Genomic DNA, 15,887 nt, shown 5'->3' with positions numbered 1-15,887 from the left:
CTAGTCCTTTACATACCAGTACCGATACCAGTACTCCTGTACCTTGTCCGGATAGCGGTGACTGCCCAGGCTGCCGTTGTAGCGTGCCAGGGCTCGGCGCAGATCGCCTTTTTCCAGGTCGAGATAATATTTGAGGATGGTGCAGCCGTAGCGCAGGTTGGTCGCCAGATCGATCAGATTATCGTCGGGGCGGCCCAGCTCGTTTTTCCAGAATGGCATCACCTGCATCACACCCTGGGCGCCGACGCGGGACAGGGCGTAGCGGTCGAACAGGCTTTCCACATGGATCACCGCCAACACCAGGTCGGGTTCCAGGCCGGCCTGACGGGCTTCCCTATGCACCAACTGCAGAAAACGCAACCGTTCCGCCTCGTCGGGCAAATAGCGGCGCAGCCGGGTAGACATGTCCAGCAACCAGACTTCGGCATCGAAGGCGTCGGCGAAGCTGTCTGCCTGGGACACGGTATGCATCAGCAGGGCCCGCAGATCGGGATCGACCGGTGGGTGCGGCTGGTTGGCCACCGCTGCCGCCGGGGCGAGGCTCAGGGCAAGACAGAACACAATCCATGTGTAGCGTGGCATGATGATCAGGGCTGCTTGCCGCCCTCCAGTGCTTGCAGGAACTCGGCCTGCAACTCGGGATCACCGACCGTCAGCACGATGAGCATGTTCTCCAACTGGTTGGATTCCTCTTCCAGGCCCAGGGCATCGAGACGGTGGATACGGTAGACCCACTGTTCGACGCCGCTTTCCTCCAGGTTGTCATGCACCAGCATCACCGCTTCGCGCAGGACCGAACGCAGCTCGCGACTGATGAGCAGCGTCTGCTCGGCAACCACGGCTGGTCCGGCGCGGGCGATAAGTTGAACGGTGCGCAGATTCTCGAAGTCGAGTTCGACGAACTGTTCGTCCAGGAGGTTCAACCGCAGCACGCCATCATGGTTGGTGCGCAATGCGAAACGTCGATCTTCGGCGATCATGCTGACCAGTTGGTTGTCCCACGGCAGCGCCTGGTAACTCTCATGACTGTTGGTCAGCCGATCACGACCATCGAACTCCGTTACCCGGTGCAACCATTGCTCGGTTACCCGGATATTGCGTTGGGGAGAGGCCAATACCCGTTGTTCGCCAGCATCGATGTGCAGATTGTGGCTGACCAGTTCACGTTCCACGCGCACGGTCGCGGCCCCCGAGGGCTGCGGCTGACTGCTGCAGGCCGTCAGGGTCAGTCCGGCGCATAGCCACAGGGCCCAGGGCAGCATCGGTTGACGCATTCCAAGTGATCTCATTGGGTGCAGGTGCGTTCAAGCAGGAAGTTGAGCATCTCGGCTGCTGGCACGCTGCTCGCTTCCTGATCGCGGCGGTATTTGTATTCCAGCTGCCCTTCGGCCAGTCCGCGATCACTGATCACCACGCGGTGGGGGATGCCGATCAGATCCATATCGGCAAACTTCATACCGGGGCTCACTTTCTTGTCACGATCATCCAGCAGCACTTCGACGCCGGCTTGCTGCAGGCTCTTATACAGCTGCTCGGTGGCTTCGCGTACTGCCTCGGAGCTTTCCATCTTCATCGGCACCAGTGCCACCTGGAAAGGCGCCAGCGCGTCCGGCCAGATGATTCCGCGGGCGTCATAGTTCTGCTCGATGGCCGAAGCGACCACGCGGGATACACCGATACCGTAGCAGCCCATGATCAGGGTCGACATCTTGCCCTGCTCATTGAGCACGTTGCAGTTCATGGCTTCGCTGTACTTTTTGCCCAACTGGAAGATATGGCCGACCTCGATACCGCGCTTGATCACCAGGGTGCCATTGCCATCCGGGCTGATATCGCCTTCGACTACGTTGCGCAGGTCCGCCACTTCGTCGAAACGGGCATCGCGTTCCCAGTTCACGCCACGCAGATGCTTGCCGTCCTGGTTCGCCCCGCAGACAAAGTCCGCCAGATGGGCAGCGCTGTGGTCGGCAATGACATGCATGTTCAGGGCGATCGGTCCGATGGAGCCAGGCTTGCAGCCGATGGCCTGCTGGATCTGCGCTTCACTGGCGAAGGTCAGCGGGGCATGGATGGCAGGGTGGTTCTCGGCCTTGATCTCGTTCAGCTCATGATCGCCGCGCAGGACCAGTGCCACCAGCGGTTGCGGTGCGCCTTCTTCCTTGGCCACGCCCAGCACGATCAGAGACTTGACGGTACGCTCGGCCGGCAGGCCGAGGAACTCGCATACAGCGTCGATGGTCTGCTGGTTCGGGGTGTCCACCAGCGCCTTGTCTTCGGCGGCAGCAGGGCGCTCACCTTGCGGGGGCTGGGCCGTGGCCTTTTCTATATTGGCGGCGTAGCTGCCGGTGTCGGAAAAGACGATGGCATCTTCGCCGGAATCGGCGAGTACATGAAATTCATGGGAGCCTTCGCCGCCGATCGAGCCGTTGTCAGCCACCACCGGGCGGTAATCCAGCCCCAGACGGCTGAAGATATTGCAATAAGCCTGATACATGCGGTCGTAGGTCTGCTGCAGCGAGCCCTGCTCCAGATGGAAGGAGTAGGCGTCCTTCATGCTGAACTCGCGGGACCGCATCAGGCCGAAGCGTGGACGGATCTCATCGCGGAATTTGGTCTGGATCTGATACAGGTTGAGCGGCAACTGCTTGTAGCTGCTGATCTCGTTGCGCGCCAGATCGGTGATGACTTCCTCATGAGTCGGCCCCACGCAGAATTCACGGCCATGACGGTCCTGCAGGCGCAGCAGTTCGGGGCCGTATTGTTCCCAGCGGCCCGACTCCTGCCACAGCTCCGCCGGCTGGATCGCCGGCATCAGTACTTCGAGCGCACCGGCACTGTCCATCTCCTCGCGTACCACCTTCTCCACTTTGCGCAGTACCCGCAGGCCCATCGGCAGCCAGGTGTACAGACCTGAGGCGATCTTGCGGATCATGCCGGCCCGCAGCATCAACTGATGACTGATAACGGTCGCGTCGGCGGGAGTTTCCTTGAGGGTGGAGATCAGATATTGACTGGTACGCATGGGCGGAGAAGGTCCTGAGGGCAGAATCGAAGAATGCGGCTTATTGTACGTTCGTCCCCTGACGGCGTATAGCCTGCCACAGGGCAGACCACGGTGCTGCTGCAGCTGTTCCGTCGGACGGTCAGGCAAGAAAAAACCCGGCCAGGGCCGGGTTCTTTCTTGCAGCTGGGTTGCTTAGAGCAGATTCCAGGTGTAGGAAGCGATCAGACGGTTTTCGTCGATGTCGCCGCCGAGTGCGCTGTCCTGACGGACCGTTGCGTTACGCCATACCAGGTTGACTCCCTCCAGGAAGCCGCGCTGCACGGTATAACGGATATCGGTATCACGTTCCCAGCGAGAGTCGCTGACGCCCGGTGCTGTATCGATATTGTCACCAGTGATATAGCGGGTCATGAATGTCAGACCGGGAATGCCTACACCTTCGAAGTCATAATCGTAGCGGGCCTGCCAGGAGCGCTCATCCTTGGCGTTGAAGTCGAGCACCTGCACCGAGTTGGCCAGATAGATGCCAGAGTCGAAATATTCGAAGCCGGCATCGCCGCCCATACGCTGATAGGCCAAGGTGAGATCATGGAAGCCTGCACCCAGAGTAAATGCCAGCGACGTGGCGTCGTTGTCATATTCTTCGGCAGCGGGGCTGTCATCCGAGGTCTTGTAGTGAGACAGATCGGTGGTCAGATCCAGGCCATTACCCAGATCAAGGGTGTGGGTAATCCCTGCGTAATGACGCTTCCACAGGTCTTCAGCCTTGGAGGTGTACAGCGAGGCGCTGAGGGTGTCAGCAAACTCATAGGTACCACCCAGGTAGTCGACCTTCTGGTCCTCGTCTGCAACGAAACCGCCTTCGCGTTGGGAGGACATGCCCATTTCACCGCGATCAGTCATGCGGCCGGCTTCCAGGAACAGGCCATCGAGCGAGGTATTGGAAATGCTGTAACCGAAATAATGGTTCGGCAGCAGGCGCGCATCTTCATAGTTGATGACCGGGTTTTCGGTCAGGTGTACGCCATAACGCAGAGTAGTATCACCGGCAATATTGGCTTTCACTGCGCCGCGGATCTCGGCATATTCGGCAGCGGTATCGCCATTGGAGTCGGTCGGCAGCATGTTCAGGCGACCGTTGTGACCGCCGCTGCTGTCCAGTTTGATGCCGGCTAGCGCCAGCACGTCTGCGCCCAGGCCGACCGGACCTTGGGTGTAGCCGGACTGGAAGTTGAGAATGAAGCCAGTTGCAGTTTCTTCTGCGCGGCTCATGTTGCCGGTGTTCTGGTTGGCTTGACCAGGGTCTCGGTAATCACGGTTGAAATACAGGGTGCGGCTTTCCAGCGTAGCGGTAGCACCTTCAACGAATCCTTCGCCCTGGGCTACAGCCTGGGTGGTAACAAGCCCGTTTGCCATGGCGACAGCCAGGGCGACGGAACTCCATTTGATAGTCTCTTTCATATCCTGTGCTCCTTCCTGTAATAAAGAAATGTGCTCTGGTTACAATCCCCGGGCGCAGCTTCTTCAAATCGTATCGCCTTGATTAAAGCAGTAAAGTTCCATAAATGCGAAAGCGATACGCAAAAAAACTGTCCGGCGTTCCATCACCCGGCCTCGGCTACCATTCGGCCTGGTGTATTATTGTCATGCACAGCAAGAGCTTAGCGGCTCCCTTCGCTATTTCCTTGACCTGCCTCAGATTTCGGCAGATTTTTACGCAACTTGATCCCTGTAAGGAAGTCCTATGTACCGTCTTCATCCGCAACTCGTCAATGATGGCATTTGGGTAGGCGACTTCAGTTTGAGTACGCTGTTACTGATTAATGATGTGCAGTATCCGTGGTTTGTGCTGGTGCCCAAGCGCGAGGATGTGTCTGAAATATTTCAACTAGATCAAGCTGACCGGCAGCAATTGCTGAACGAATCCTGCTGGTTAGCCGAGGCGCTGAAAGATGCTTTTTCCGCACACAAGATCAATATCGCAGCGCTGGGTAACATGGTCAGCCAGTTGCATGTACATCATATAGTTCGATATCGGCATGATCCAGCCTGGCCTGCGCCGGTATGGGGGAAGTTGCCACCGATAGCCTATACCGAGGAACAATTAAAGGATTGTATCAAGCGTTTGCAGCGCGTACTGACATCCAACATTGTCTATGCGGAGCGGTTTAGATGAATGACCAACTGATTGCGCGGATGGATGAATTGGAAATGCGGTTGGCATTTCAGGACGACACCATACAGGCGCTGAACGATGTGGTGAGCCGTCAGGAGTCGCAGCTGGAAAGATTGCAGCGGGCGCTGGAGTTGCTGGCTCGCCGGCAGGCTGATCTGGCGGCATCCATGCCGGGGGAGACGGAGGACGATCAACCTCCGCCTCATTATTGAGCAGTTGGTCTCAATCCAGCGGCTCGACATCCTCAGCCTGCAGACCCTTCTCGCGCTGGGCTACGATGAACTCCACGCGTTGACCCTCCAGCAGAACCCGATGCCCCTCGCCACGGATGGCGCGAAAGTGCACAAAGACGTCTTCGCCTTGATCCCGGGAGATGAAGCCGAAGCCTTTGCTGGTGTTGAACCATTTGACCGTGCCCATTTCACGCGGACCGGTGTTGGTGCGTCTTGCGCCACTGGAGAGCATCGCGGTCAGTGTGAGTACAGCGAACAGGCAGACAGCGGCCACGCTGATGCCTACTGCCAGGGTCAATAGGGTGGCGGCGGCTGGGTTGGCCAGCACGCTGACCAATGGAATCAGCGCGCCGATCAGCAGTAGTACCGAACCCACTACCGCCAGGGCGTTGCGCGCCGGCGAGCGGCTGCGGTTGCCATTGCTGAATTGTTGAATGTTGATGAGGCCCAGCAGCAGGGCGGTGATTGCCGAGAGATCAATGAGACCCTGCTGGCTGAAAAAAGGCATGCTGTAGTACAGGCCGGACAGCAATGCTGCCAGACCGACGATCAAGTGAAGATAACGGATATTGTTCAAAACGATTCATCCTATTGCAACTGTGGCTATGAAGGCCGGCGATAGGCCGGGTGCGCACTCTAACCCGAAACGCGTGCAGCCACAAAGAGGATAGGAGAGGGGGCGGGAGAAGCGGAGCGGGCGCAGCCCACCCCGCCTCGGCTGTTACTTTTCCAGCAGGCTGCGCAGCATCCAGGCGGTCTTTTCATGGGCTTGCATGCGCTGGGTCAGCAGGTCGGCGCTGGGCTCGTCGCTGGCCTTCTCACAGGCGGGGAAGGCCTCGCGCGCGGTACGGGCGCAGGCTTCCTGACCTTCCACCAGCAGGCGGATCATGTCGGAGGCATCCGGCACGCCATCCTCTTCCTTGATCGAGCTCAGCTCGGCGAAGGCCTTGTAGGTGCCCGGTGCCGGGAAGCCCAGGGTGCGGATACGTTCGGCAATCTCGTCGACCGCGGTCGCCAGCTCGGTGTACTGGGTCTCGAACATGGTGTGCAGGGTCTGGAACATCGGACCTTTGACGTTCCAGTGGAAGTTGTGGGTTTTCAGATACAGGGTGTAGGTATCCGCCAACAGATGGGATAGACCTTTGGCGATTTGTTCCCGATCCTTCTGGTTGATACCGATATCAATCTTCATTTTGATCTCCAGGGTTGCAGCGGAAAATGTTCACCCAGTATATGCCGTAGCAGCCCTTGCTCAAGCCCTGTTTGCTAATGGTCGGCATTGGCAGCGGCTATGGGAGATGGACATTGCGCCGGCAACGCTCGCCTGGGACAGGTGACATCGGGTATATTATGGCGCTTTTATCTATCCGCGCTGACGGATGACCAAGGTGCTTGGTCAGGACGCAGCCGCTCTGTCGAAAACAGGATTCCACACACATGATGCGTACCCACTATTGCGGCCAGTTGAACGAAACGCTGGCGGACCAGGAAGTGACACTCTGCGGTTGGGTTCACCGCCGCCGTGACCATGGTGGGGTGATTTTTCTCGATATTCGTGATCGCGAAGGTCTGGCCCAGGTGGTGTTCGACCCGGACCGTGAGGATACCTTCGCGTTAGCTGATCGGGTGCGCAGCGAGTATGTGGTCAAGGTGCGTGGCAAGGTACGCCCGCGCCCGGCCGGTGCGGTCAACCCGAACATGGCCTCCGGCGCCATCGAGGTGCTGGGCTATGAGTTGGAAGTGCTGAATCAGGCCGATACCCCACCATTCCCGCTGGACGAATATTCCGACGTTGGCGAGGAGACCCGCCTGCGTTACCGCTTCATCGACCTGCGCCGTCCGGAAATGGCCGCCAAGCTGAAGCTGCGCTCGCGTATCACCAGCAGCATCCGCCGCTATCTGGACGACAACGGCTTCCTGGATGTGGAAACGCCGATCCTGACCCGTGCTACGCCGGAAGGCGCTCGCGACTATCTGGTGCCGAGCCGCACCCATCCCGGCAATTTCTTCGCCCTGCCGCAATCGCCCCAGCTGTTCAAGCAATTGCTGATGGTGGCCGGTTTTGATCGCTACTATCAGATCGCCAAGTGCTTCCGTGACGAAGATCTGCGTGCCGACCGCCAGCCGGAATTTACCCAGATCGACATCGAGACCAGCTTCCTCGATGAAAAGGACATCATGGGGCTGACCGAAGGCATGATCCGCGGTCTGTTCAAAGAAGTGCTGGACCTGGATCTGGGCGAGTTCCCGCACATGACCTTCGAAGAAGCCATGCGCCGCTACGGTTCGGACAAGCCGGATCTGCGCATCCCGCTGGAACTGGTAGATGTTGCTGACCAACTGACTGAAGTCGACTTCAAGGTGTTCAGTGGCCCGGCCAATGATTCCAAGGGCCGCGTTGCCGCGCTGCGCGTACCGGGCGGCGCCGCCATGCCGCGCAAGCAGATCGACGACTACACCAAGTTCGTCGGTATCTACGGCGCCAAGGGCCTGGCCTACATCAAGGTCAACGAGCGCGCCAAGGGCGTCGAGGGTCTGCAATCGCCGATCGTCAAGTTCATCCCCGAGGACAATCTCAACGTCATTCTGGATCGTGTTGGCGCGGTAGATGGTGACATCGTGTTCTTCGGTGCCGACAAGGCGAAGATCGTCTCCGAGGCGCTGGGCGCGCTGCGTATTCGTCTGGGGCATGACCTGGAGCTGCTCACCTGCGAATGGGCACCGCTGTGGGTAGTGGATTTCCCGATGTTCGAAGAGAACGACGATGGCAGCCTGAGCGCGCTGCATCACCCGTTCACCGCGCCGAAATGCTCGCCGGAAGAGCTGCAGGCCAATCCGGGGGCGGCGTTGTCCCGTGCCTACGACATGGTGCTCAATGGCACCGAACTGGGTGGCGGCTCCATTCGTATCCACCGCAAGGAAATGCAGCAGGTGGTGTTCGATATTCTGGGTATCAGCGCCGATGAGCAGCAGGAGAAGTTCGGCTTCCTGCTTGATGCGCTGAAATACGGTGCGCCGCCGCATGGTGGTCTGGCCTTCGGTCTGGACCGTCTGGTGATGCTGGTAACTGGTGCGCAATCGATCCGTGAAGTGATTGCCTTCCCGAAAACCCAGAGTGCCGCCTGTGTCATGACCCAGGCCCCGGGTGCGGTAGATGCCAAGGCGTTGCGCGAACTGAGCATCCGCCTGCGTGAGCAACCGAAGGTCGAGTAAGCTGCTCGCTGCTACAGTCTGGCGGGCTTATAGGAGGCTTGCAGCAGATTGGTGGGAGCGGCCTTGGCCGCGAAGGTTTTGGCCTGCCTCTTCGCGGGCAAGCCCGCTCCCACAAAGTTCAGGTGGCGTGGTGCGCTGCTCAATACAGGTTTTGAAGTAAGTACGGAGGATTTCATGGCTGGTCATTCCAAGTGGGCGAATATCAAGCATCGCAAGGCGGCGCAGGACGCCAAACGCGGCAAGATCTTCACCAAGCTGATTCGTGAGCTGACGGTGGCGGCCAAGTTGGGTGGCCCGGTGCCGGCAGACAATCCGCGGTTGCGCGCTGCGGTGGACAAGGCGCTGACCGCCAACATGACCCGCGACACCATCGACCGTGCCATCGCCCGCGGTGCCGGCAGTAACGATGCCGATAATATGGAAGAGCTGACCTATGAAGGTTACGGCTCCGGTGGCGTGGCGGTGCTGGTCGAGGTCATGACCGACAACCGTAATCGCACCGTCAGCGAAGTGCGCCATGCCTTCAGCAAGTGCGGTGGCAATCTGGGTACCGACGGCTCGGTCGCGTATCTGTTTACCCGCCGTGGCCAGATCAGCTACGCGCCGGGCATCGATGAAGATGGGCTAATGGAAGCGGCGCTGGAAGCCGGCGCCGAGGATGTGGTCGGCAATGATGACGGTTCTTTCGATGTGTTTACCGCATTCGAGGATTTCGGCGCGGTGAAGGATGCGCTGGACACGGCGGGATTTGCCAGCGAGGCAGCGGAAATCAGCATGATTCCCTCGACTACCACGCCGCTGGACCTGGAAACGGCGCAGAAGGTTATCCGGCTGGTCGACATGCTCGAAGACCTGGATGATGTGCAGAACGTCTACTCCAACGCCGAGATCTCGGATGACGTGCTGGAGCAGATGGAATAATCGAGGACTTCTCGATAAAAGGGAGGCGTTGCCTCCCTTTTTCTTGTCACCCCCAGGAAGGTGGATAACATGGCATTGATTCTCGGCATCGACCCCGGCTCGCGGATTACCGGCTTCGGTATCGTCCGTGAGGGGCGCAATGGCTGCGAATATGTCACCTCCGGTTGCATCCGCCTGGGTGACGGGCCGTTTCCCGAGCGCCTGAAGCAGATCTTCGACAGTCTCGGTGAGCTGATCGGCAACTATCGACCGGAGGTGCTGAGCATCGAGCAGGTATTCATGGCCCGCAACCCCGATTCTGCCCTCAAGCTGGGCCAGGCCCGTGGCGCGGCAATCGTCGCGGCGGTACACGCCGGGTTGGAAGTGCACGAATATACCGCGCGCCAGGTAAAGCAGGCGGTGGTGGGTACTGGCGCTGCGGACAAGGCCCAGGTGCAGCATATGGTTACCCAGCTGCTGGGGCTGTCCGGTACGCCCCAGGCCGACGCCGCTGATGCCCTGGCTATCGCGCTGTGTCATGCTCACTCCAGGGTCCTCAAGGAACAGGTGGGCGGCGGTGGGTTGCTGGGATTGCGCAATGGCCGCATGCGGCGTCGCTAAGGAGTAGAGAGATGATAGGTCGGCTTACAGGTGTTCTGCTGGAGAAACAGCCGCCGCACATGCTGCTGGATGTGAACGGTGTGGGTTATGAGGTGGATTCGCCCATGAGTACCTTCTATCGCCTGCCGGCAATCGGTGAGAAAACTACCCTGCATACGCACCTGGTGGTACGCGAGGATGCCCAATTGCTGTATGGCTTCGCCGAAAAGCGCGACCGCGAACTGTTCCGCGAGTTGATCCGGCTCAACGGGGTGGGTCCGAAGCTGGCGCTGGCGCTGATGTCCGGGCTGGAGGTGGATGAGCTGATTGGTGCTGTGCATGCGGAAGACGCCACTGCGTTGACCCGCGTACCGGGCGTCGGCAAGAAGACCGCCGAGCGGCTTCTGGTCGAGCTCAAGGGTAGGTTCAAGGCCTGGGAAAGCCTGCCCGGCGGGACCGCCCCGCTGGCTGCCGGCAGTACCGCTGCGATGCCAGCCTCCGGCACTGCGGACGCGGTCAGCGCGCTGATCGCGCTGGGCTACAAACCCCAGGAAGCCAGTCGTGCGGTGGCCAACATCAAGGAAGATGGACTCAGCAGTGAAGAGTTGATTCGCCGTGCCCTCAAGGGCATGGTTTAATTCCCGTATTGATCACCCGTCAATCGAAGCACCACGGAAGCCCCATGCTGGAAGAAGACCGTTTGATCGCTGCCGCACCTCGGCAGCAGGAAGAAATCATTGATCGGGCCATCCGCCCATATCGACTGGCTGATTACATCGGTCAGCCGGCGGTGCGCGAGCAGATGGAGCTGTTCATGGCGGCCGCCAGGGGGCGTAGCGAGGCGCTGGATCATGTGCTGATCTTTGGTCCGCCGGGCTTGGGCAAGACCACGCTGGCCAACATTATCGCCCAGGAAATGGGGGTGAAGATCAAGAGTACCTCCGGGCCGGTACTGGAACGGGCGGGTGATCTGGCGGCAATGCTGACCAGCCTGGAAGCCGGCGATGTGTTGTTTGTCGATGAGATTCACCGCCTTTCCCCGGTAGTCGAAGAAATTCTCTACCCGGCAATGGAGGACTATCAGCTCGACATCATGATCGGCGAAGGGCCTGCGGCGCGCTCGATCAAGCTCGACCTGCCACCTTTCACCCTGGTCGGTGCCACTACTCGTGCCGGTATGCTGACCAATCCGCTGCGTGACCGCTTCGGTATCGTCCAGCGCCTGGAGTTCTATGGGACTGAGGACCTGGCCACCATCGTTTCCCGTTCCGCTGGCATCCTGGGTCTGAAAATCCATCCTGAAGGCGCCTTCGAGATCGCCCGGCGCTCCCGTGGCACCCCACGAATTGCCAATCGCCTGCTGCGCCGGGTGCGCGATTATGCTGAGGTGCGGGGGCAGGGCAGCATCAGTCAGGACATCGCCGACAAGGCGCTGGACCTGCTCGATGTGGATGCCCAGGGCTTCGACCATATGGACCGCCGGCTGCTGCTGGCGATGATCGACAAGTTCGATGGCGGGCCAGTGGGTATCGACAGCCTGGCCGCGGCCATCAGTGAGGAGCGGCATACCATCGAGGACGTGCTTGAACCCTTCCTGATCCAGCAGGGCTTCATTATGCGCACACCGCGCGGGCGGGTGGTCACGCGCCACGCCTATCTGCATTTCGGCATGAATCTGCCTGTGGCGATGGAACAGCAGCCCGATCGGGATCTGTTCAGCCAGTGACCCTTTATCGCACGACGGTCCCCGGATAAAAATATTTTCAATTTGGAGGCAAACCCGCTATGCAAACCACCGACTTGGCTCTACATTATGTCGCCTGACATTCCCGGGTCTGTCCAGACCCCAGGGCAGCCGTTCGAGCTCCGCGCCCGTGTCTACTTTGAGGACACCGATGCCGGCGGCATTGTTTACTACGTCAATTATCTGAAGTTCATGGAGCGCGCCCGCACCGAGCTGGTCCGTTCCCTGGGGTTTGATCAAAGCGCGCTGCAACGCGAAAACATCATCTTTGTCGTCCATTCGGTAGCTGCCCGTTATCATGCACCGGCGTGCCTGGACGATGAACTTGTGATCAGTGCTGCTGTCTTGGAACTCAAGCGTGCAAGTGTCCGCTTCGCTCAGCAGGTTCGGCGAGCGGATGGCAAGTTGTTGTGTGAAGGGGAAGTGTTGGTGGCCTGCGTCAGCGCCGATCGCTACAAGCCCAGAATGATTCCTGCTGCCCTGGGCGCCGCCTTCGGGACGCGACAAAGCAGCCAAGAAGGAGAAGTGGATAGTGCAACCTGATCAAATGTCGATGTGGCACCTGATAAGCGGTGCCAGTGTGTTGGTACAGCTGGTGATGCTCACCCTGCTGGCGGCGTCTATCGCCTCCTGGGTGCTGATTTTCCAGCGTAGCGCTGTATTGCGTGCGGCGAAGAAGACGCTGGATGACTTCGAGGACCGGTTCTGGTCCGGCATCGACCTGTCCAAATTGTATCGCCAGGTTACCGGAAATCCTGATCCTGACTCGGGCCTGGAGCAGATCTTCCGCGCCGGCTTCAAGGAATTCTCGCGCATGCGCCAGCAGCCGGGTGTGGACCCCGAAGCCGTGATGGACGCCGTGCAGCGCTCCATGCGCGTGGCCATTTCCCGCGAGGAGGAGCGGCTCGATCAACACCTGCCATTCCTGGCTACCGTCGGCTCCACCAGTCCTTACATTGGTCTGTTCGGTACCGTCTGGGGGATCATGAACTCTTTCCGCGGTCTGGCCACAGTGCAGCAGGCGACGCTGGCGACCGTGGCGCCGGGTATTGCCGAAGCGCTGATCGCGACGGCCATCGGTCTGTTCGCGGCGATCCCTGCAGTCATCGCCTATAACCGCTTCTCGGCCCGCTCGGAAACCCTGATCGGTCACTACTACACCTTTGCCGATGAGTTCTCCAGCATCCTGCATCGCCGCGTGCATGCCAGCGAAGGGGAGTGAGCATGCAACCCAGAGGCAGACGGCAGAAACGCAAACCGGTAGCCGAGATGAACGTCGTGCCCTATATCGACGTGATGCTGGTGCTGCTGGTGATCTTCATGGTGACCGCGCCCATGCTCAACCAGGGGGTGAAGGTCGACCTGCCGCAGGTATCCAGCGAGATTCTGCCCTCCGACGCCAACCAGCAGGTATTGACCCTGTCGGTACTGGCTGACGGCACCTACTACTGGAACCTGGGCGAAACCGTGGATACCGAAAATCAGACTGACAGCGCCGTCTCGCTGGAGGAAATGACCGACGGTGTGACCAAGATCATGAACGCACGGCCGGACACCCTGGTTTACATCCGGGGCGACCGTGACGTGAATTACGGCGTCGTCGTCACTGCCATGGCATCGCTGCAACAAGCTGGCGTACCCAATGTCGGCCTGATTACCGAGGCACCGTGAGTAACCGCGACCGTATGCCGGAACCCGGTCAGGAGCGTTTCACTGCCTCCATTATCAAGGCGGTGGGGCTGCACCTGCTGGTATTGATCTTGCTGTTCGTGTCCTTCAGTTCGGCGCCGGAATTCGAGCCGGCCAAACCGATCGTGCAGGCCACCCTGGTGCAGCTGAACTCGAAAAGTCCGGCGACCACCCAGACCGACCAGAAGATTGCCGGCGAAGCCGAACGCACTGCTGCCCAGCGCCACGAAGCCGAAGAGTTGCAGCGCGAGCAGCAGCAACAGCAGGAGGCGCAGGAGGCGGCCCAGCGCGCGGCAGCAGAACAGCGCCAGGCTGCGGCGGCAACCGCCAAGGCCGCGGAAGAACAGGCTGCTGAGGAACGTCAGCAGGCTGAGCGGGTCGAACAACAGAAGGCCGAGGAGGCCAAACGCAAGGCTGACGCGGCGAAGAAACTGGCTGAGGAAGAAGCGGCCAAGCAGAAAGCGGCCGAGGAAGCAGCCAAACGCAAAGCGGCTGAAGATGCGAAAAAGGCCGAGGAAGCTAAACGCAAGGCCGCGGAAGACGCCAAGCGCAAGGCCGAAGCCGAGGCGGCGGCCAAGCAGGCGGAGGCCGACCGGGTCGCCAAGCTCAAGCGTGAGCAGGAAGAAGCCAAAGCGAAGGCGCTGGCAGAGCTGTTGGCGTCCGAGACACAATATCAACAGGCGCAGGCTGATCAGTTTGGTGATGAGGTGGCAGCCAGCTACGATGATGTGATCCGACGTTATGTGAGTGAGCAGTGGCGTCGCCCGCCGACCGCACGTAACGGCATGGTGGTTGAGGTGCAAATCAGTATGCTGCCATCGGGTGACATCACCGATGTGGTGGTAGTGCGCTCCAGCGGCGATGCGGGCTTCGATCAATCGGCGGTGCAGGCTGTGCGGAACGTGGGCCGTATCCCGGAAATGCAGCAGCTGTCCCGGGAAAGTCCGTCGACCTTCGATCGTATGTACAGACAGCGTACCTTACGCTTCAAACCAGAGGATTTGGCATTTTGATGAAAACCATGAAGTACTGGCTGACATGTGCCGCCATGTTGCTCCTGGCCCAGTTTGCACTGGCGCAGGACGCCATCGAAATCACCCGTGGCAGCGACCGGGCCACGCCCATCGCGGTCGTTCCTTTTGGTTGGCAGGGCGGAGCGCCGCTGGCCGAGGATCTCGCCGAGATCACCGGCAATAATCTGCGCAATTCCGGTATGTTCACGCCTTTCGATCGGGCAAACATGCTGAGCCACCCGACCCGTGCCGAGGAAATCTTTCCCCGTGACTGGAAGATGCTGGGCGTCGAGTATGTATTGGCCGGCGAGGTAACCAGTACCGGCGCGGGGTATCAGGCTCAATATCACCTGTACAATGTGGCACGGGAGCAGGTGCTGCTGTCGCGCACCGTGAGTGGCAGCGAGAGCCAGCTGCGCGACATGGCACACAAGATCAGTGATGAGGTATTCGAGCACATCACCGGCATCAAGGGCGCATTCAGCACCAAGTTGCTGTACGTGGCGGCGGAGCGCTTCTCGGCTGACAACACCCGTTATACCTTGCAGCGCTCGGATTATGACGGTGCCCGCGCCGTCACCCTGCTGCAGTCGCGTGAGCCGATCCTGACACCCTCCTATGCGCCGGACGGGCAGCGCATCGCCTATGTCTCGTTCGAATCCCGGCGTCCGGAAATTTTCGTGCATTACATCCAGACCGGGCGGCGCGAACGCATCACCAGTTTTGAAGGGCTCAACGGTGCGCCAGCCTGGTCGCCGGATGGCAAGCGCCTCGCATTCGTGCTGTCACGTGACGGCAACCCGGAAATCTACGTCATGGATCTGGCAAGCAAGCAGATGCGCCGGGTAACCAATCACTATGGGATTGACACCGAGCCAGCCTGGCTCGATGACAACACCCTGGTGTTCACCTCCGATCGTGGAGGGCGGCCGCAGATCTATAAGCAGGGTCTGAATAATGGAAATACGGAACGCCTAACGTTCGTGGGCAACTATAATGCCAATGCCAAGCTATCGGTTGATGGCCGGACCATGGTCATGGTTCACCGGCAGGACGGCTACAGGAATTTTCATATTGCCACCCAGGATCTGGAACGCGGCAACTTGAAAGTATTAACAGAAACGTCGTTGGATGAGTCGCCTACTGTCGCACCTAACGGCACTATGTTAATTTACGCTACCCGTCAACAGGGACGGGGTGTACTTATGCTGGTTTCGACCAATGGTCGTGCGCGCTCGGAGATTCCGACGAAGTTCACAGACCTGCGCGTGCCATCATGGTCCCCATACCTGCCATAGGGTATACCAACACTAAA

18 protein-coding genes are annotated in these 15,887 nt (G+C 59.6%); 12 read left to right on the top strand and 6 right to left on the bottom strand.

The features are described from left to right. The 4 genes from DHB74_RS02340 to DHB74_RS02325 form a co-directional block, all read right to left on the bottom strand. A complete protein-coding gene (locus DHB74_RS02340; protein WP_136868952.1) occupies positions 1–582 on the bottom strand; it encodes a lytic transglycosylase domain-containing protein in 582 nt (193 codons plus the stop codon). A 5-nt stretch (positions 583–587) separates the two neighbouring features. Continuing rightward, complete coding sequence (locus tag DHB74_RS02335) at positions 588–1,274, bottom strand: hypothetical protein (protein WP_136868953.1); 687 nt, start codon at positions 1,272–1,274, stop codon at positions 588–590. Between the two features lie 11 nt (positions 1,275–1,285). Further along, the gene (locus DHB74_RS02330) at positions 1,286–3,022 is read right to left on the bottom strand and encodes a proline--tRNA ligase (protein WP_074777917.1); all 1,737 of its coding nucleotides are present in this window, start codon (positions 3,020–3,022) and stop codon (positions 1,286–1,288) included. 174 nt (positions 3,023–3,196) lie between these two features. After that, the gene (locus DHB74_RS02325) at positions 3,197–4,465 is read right to left on the bottom strand and encodes an OprD family porin (protein ID WP_036988586.1); all 1,269 of its coding nucleotides are present in this window, start codon (positions 4,463–4,465) and stop codon (positions 3,197–3,199) included. Between the two features lie 283 nt (positions 4,466–4,748). Here DHB74_RS02325 and DHB74_RS02320 point away from each other — a divergent pair, with 283 nt between their 5' ends. Both DHB74_RS02320 and DHB74_RS02315 read left to right on the top strand, forming a co-directional pair. Continuing rightward, positions 4,749–5,180: an HIT domain-containing protein gene (locus DHB74_RS02320; RefSeq protein ID WP_074777919.1), complete on the top strand. Its 432-nt coding sequence runs from the start codon at positions 4,749–4,751 to the stop codon at positions 5,178–5,180. Further along, positions 5,177–5,392 carry a SlyX family protein gene (locus DHB74_RS02315; protein ID WP_074777921.1) on the top strand — a complete coding sequence of 72 codons (216 nt, stop codon included), beginning with the start codon at positions 5,177–5,179 and terminating at the stop codon, positions 5,390–5,392. Before DHB74_RS02320 ends, DHB74_RS02315 begins: the two co-directional genes overlap by 4 nt. Positions 5,393–5,402: 10 nt before the next feature. Here the strand turns inward: DHB74_RS02315 and DHB74_RS02310 are convergent, their stop codons facing one another. Both DHB74_RS02310 and DHB74_RS02305 read right to left on the bottom strand, forming a co-directional pair. Next, positions 5,403–5,990 (bottom strand): cold-shock protein, encoded by a 588-nt coding sequence (locus DHB74_RS02310; RefSeq protein WP_280164520.1) that lies wholly within the window; start codon positions 5,988–5,990, stop codon positions 5,403–5,405. A 144-nt stretch (positions 5,991–6,134) separates the two neighbouring features. Further along, entirely contained in the window at positions 6,135–6,605 is a 471-nt protein-coding gene (locus tag DHB74_RS02305) for a Dps family protein (protein WP_074777923.1), read from the bottom strand. Positions 6,606–6,850: 245 nt separating this feature from the next. Here DHB74_RS02305 and aspS point away from each other — a divergent pair, with 245 nt between their 5' ends. The 10 genes from aspS to tolB all read left to right on the top strand — a co-directional run bounded on the left by aspS (position 6,851) and on the right by tolB (position 15,870). Beyond that, positions 6,851–8,626, top strand: coding sequence for an aspartate--tRNA ligase (gene aspS / locus DHB74_RS02300; protein WP_036988594.1), 1,776 nt, complete (start codon positions 6,851–6,853; stop codon positions 8,624–8,626). 174 nt (positions 8,627–8,800) lie between these two features. Continuing rightward, the gene (locus DHB74_RS02295) at positions 8,801–9,547 is read left to right on the top strand and encodes a YebC/PmpR family DNA-binding transcriptional regulator (RefSeq protein ID WP_036988595.1); all 747 of its coding nucleotides are present in this window, start codon (positions 8,801–8,803) and stop codon (positions 9,545–9,547) included. Positions 9,548–9,616: 69 nt separating this feature from the next. Next, positions 9,617–10,147, top strand: a complete 531-nt coding sequence (ruvC, locus tag DHB74_RS02290; RefSeq protein WP_036988596.1) for a crossover junction endodeoxyribonuclease RuvC — start codon at positions 9,617–9,619, stop codon at positions 10,145–10,147. A gap of 11 nt (positions 10,148–10,158) precedes the next feature. Further along, the gene (gene ruvA, locus DHB74_RS02285; protein WP_074777926.1) at positions 10,159–10,764 is read left to right on the top strand and encodes a Holliday junction branch migration protein RuvA; all 606 of its coding nucleotides are present in this window, start codon (positions 10,159–10,161) and stop codon (positions 10,762–10,764) included. A 44-nt stretch (positions 10,765–10,808) separates the two neighbouring features. Next, positions 10,809–11,852 (top strand): Holliday junction branch migration DNA helicase RuvB, encoded by a 1,044-nt coding sequence (gene ruvB / locus DHB74_RS02280; protein WP_036988598.1) that lies wholly within the window; start codon positions 10,809–10,811, stop codon positions 11,850–11,852. An 87-nt stretch (positions 11,853–11,939) separates the two neighbouring features. Then, on the top strand, positions 11,940–12,413 hold the full coding sequence (ybgC, locus tag DHB74_RS02275) for a tol-pal system-associated acyl-CoA thioesterase (RefSeq protein WP_051610702.1): 474 nt from the start codon (positions 11,940–11,942) through the stop codon (positions 12,411–12,413). Positions 12,414–12,417: 4 nt separating this feature from the next. Beyond that, positions 12,418–13,092: a protein TolQ gene (gene tolQ / locus DHB74_RS02270; protein ID WP_036988599.1), complete on the top strand. Its 675-nt coding sequence runs from the start codon at positions 12,418–12,420 to the stop codon at positions 13,090–13,092. 2 nt (positions 13,093–13,094) lie between these two features. Beyond that, positions 13,095–13,541, top strand: coding sequence for a protein TolR (gene tolR / locus DHB74_RS02265; RefSeq protein ID WP_036988600.1), 447 nt, complete (start codon positions 13,095–13,097; stop codon positions 13,539–13,541). Positions 13,542–13,555: 14 nt separating this feature from the next. Continuing rightward, complete coding sequence (tolA, locus tag DHB74_RS02260) at positions 13,556–14,572, top strand: cell envelope integrity protein TolA (protein ID WP_036988602.1); 1,017 nt, start codon at positions 13,556–13,558, stop codon at positions 14,570–14,572. A gap of 8 nt (positions 14,573–14,580) precedes the next feature. Next, entirely contained in the window at positions 14,581–15,870 is a 1,290-nt protein-coding gene (tolB, locus tag DHB74_RS02255; protein WP_136869018.1) for a Tol-Pal system beta propeller repeat protein TolB, read from the top strand. The last annotated feature ends 17 nt before the right edge of the window (positions 15,871–15,887 follow it).

Origin of the sequence: Pseudomonas sp. G11-1 (genome assembly GCF_024031555.1) — a bacterium.
In the GTDB taxonomy this organism is placed as follows: domain Bacteria; phylum Pseudomonadota; class Gammaproteobacteria; order Pseudomonadales; family Pseudomonadaceae; genus Halopseudomonas; species Halopseudomonas bauzanensis.
The sequence above is the reverse complement of the archived record's forward strand: the minus strand, read 5'-3'. Positions and strand labels throughout refer to the sequence as shown.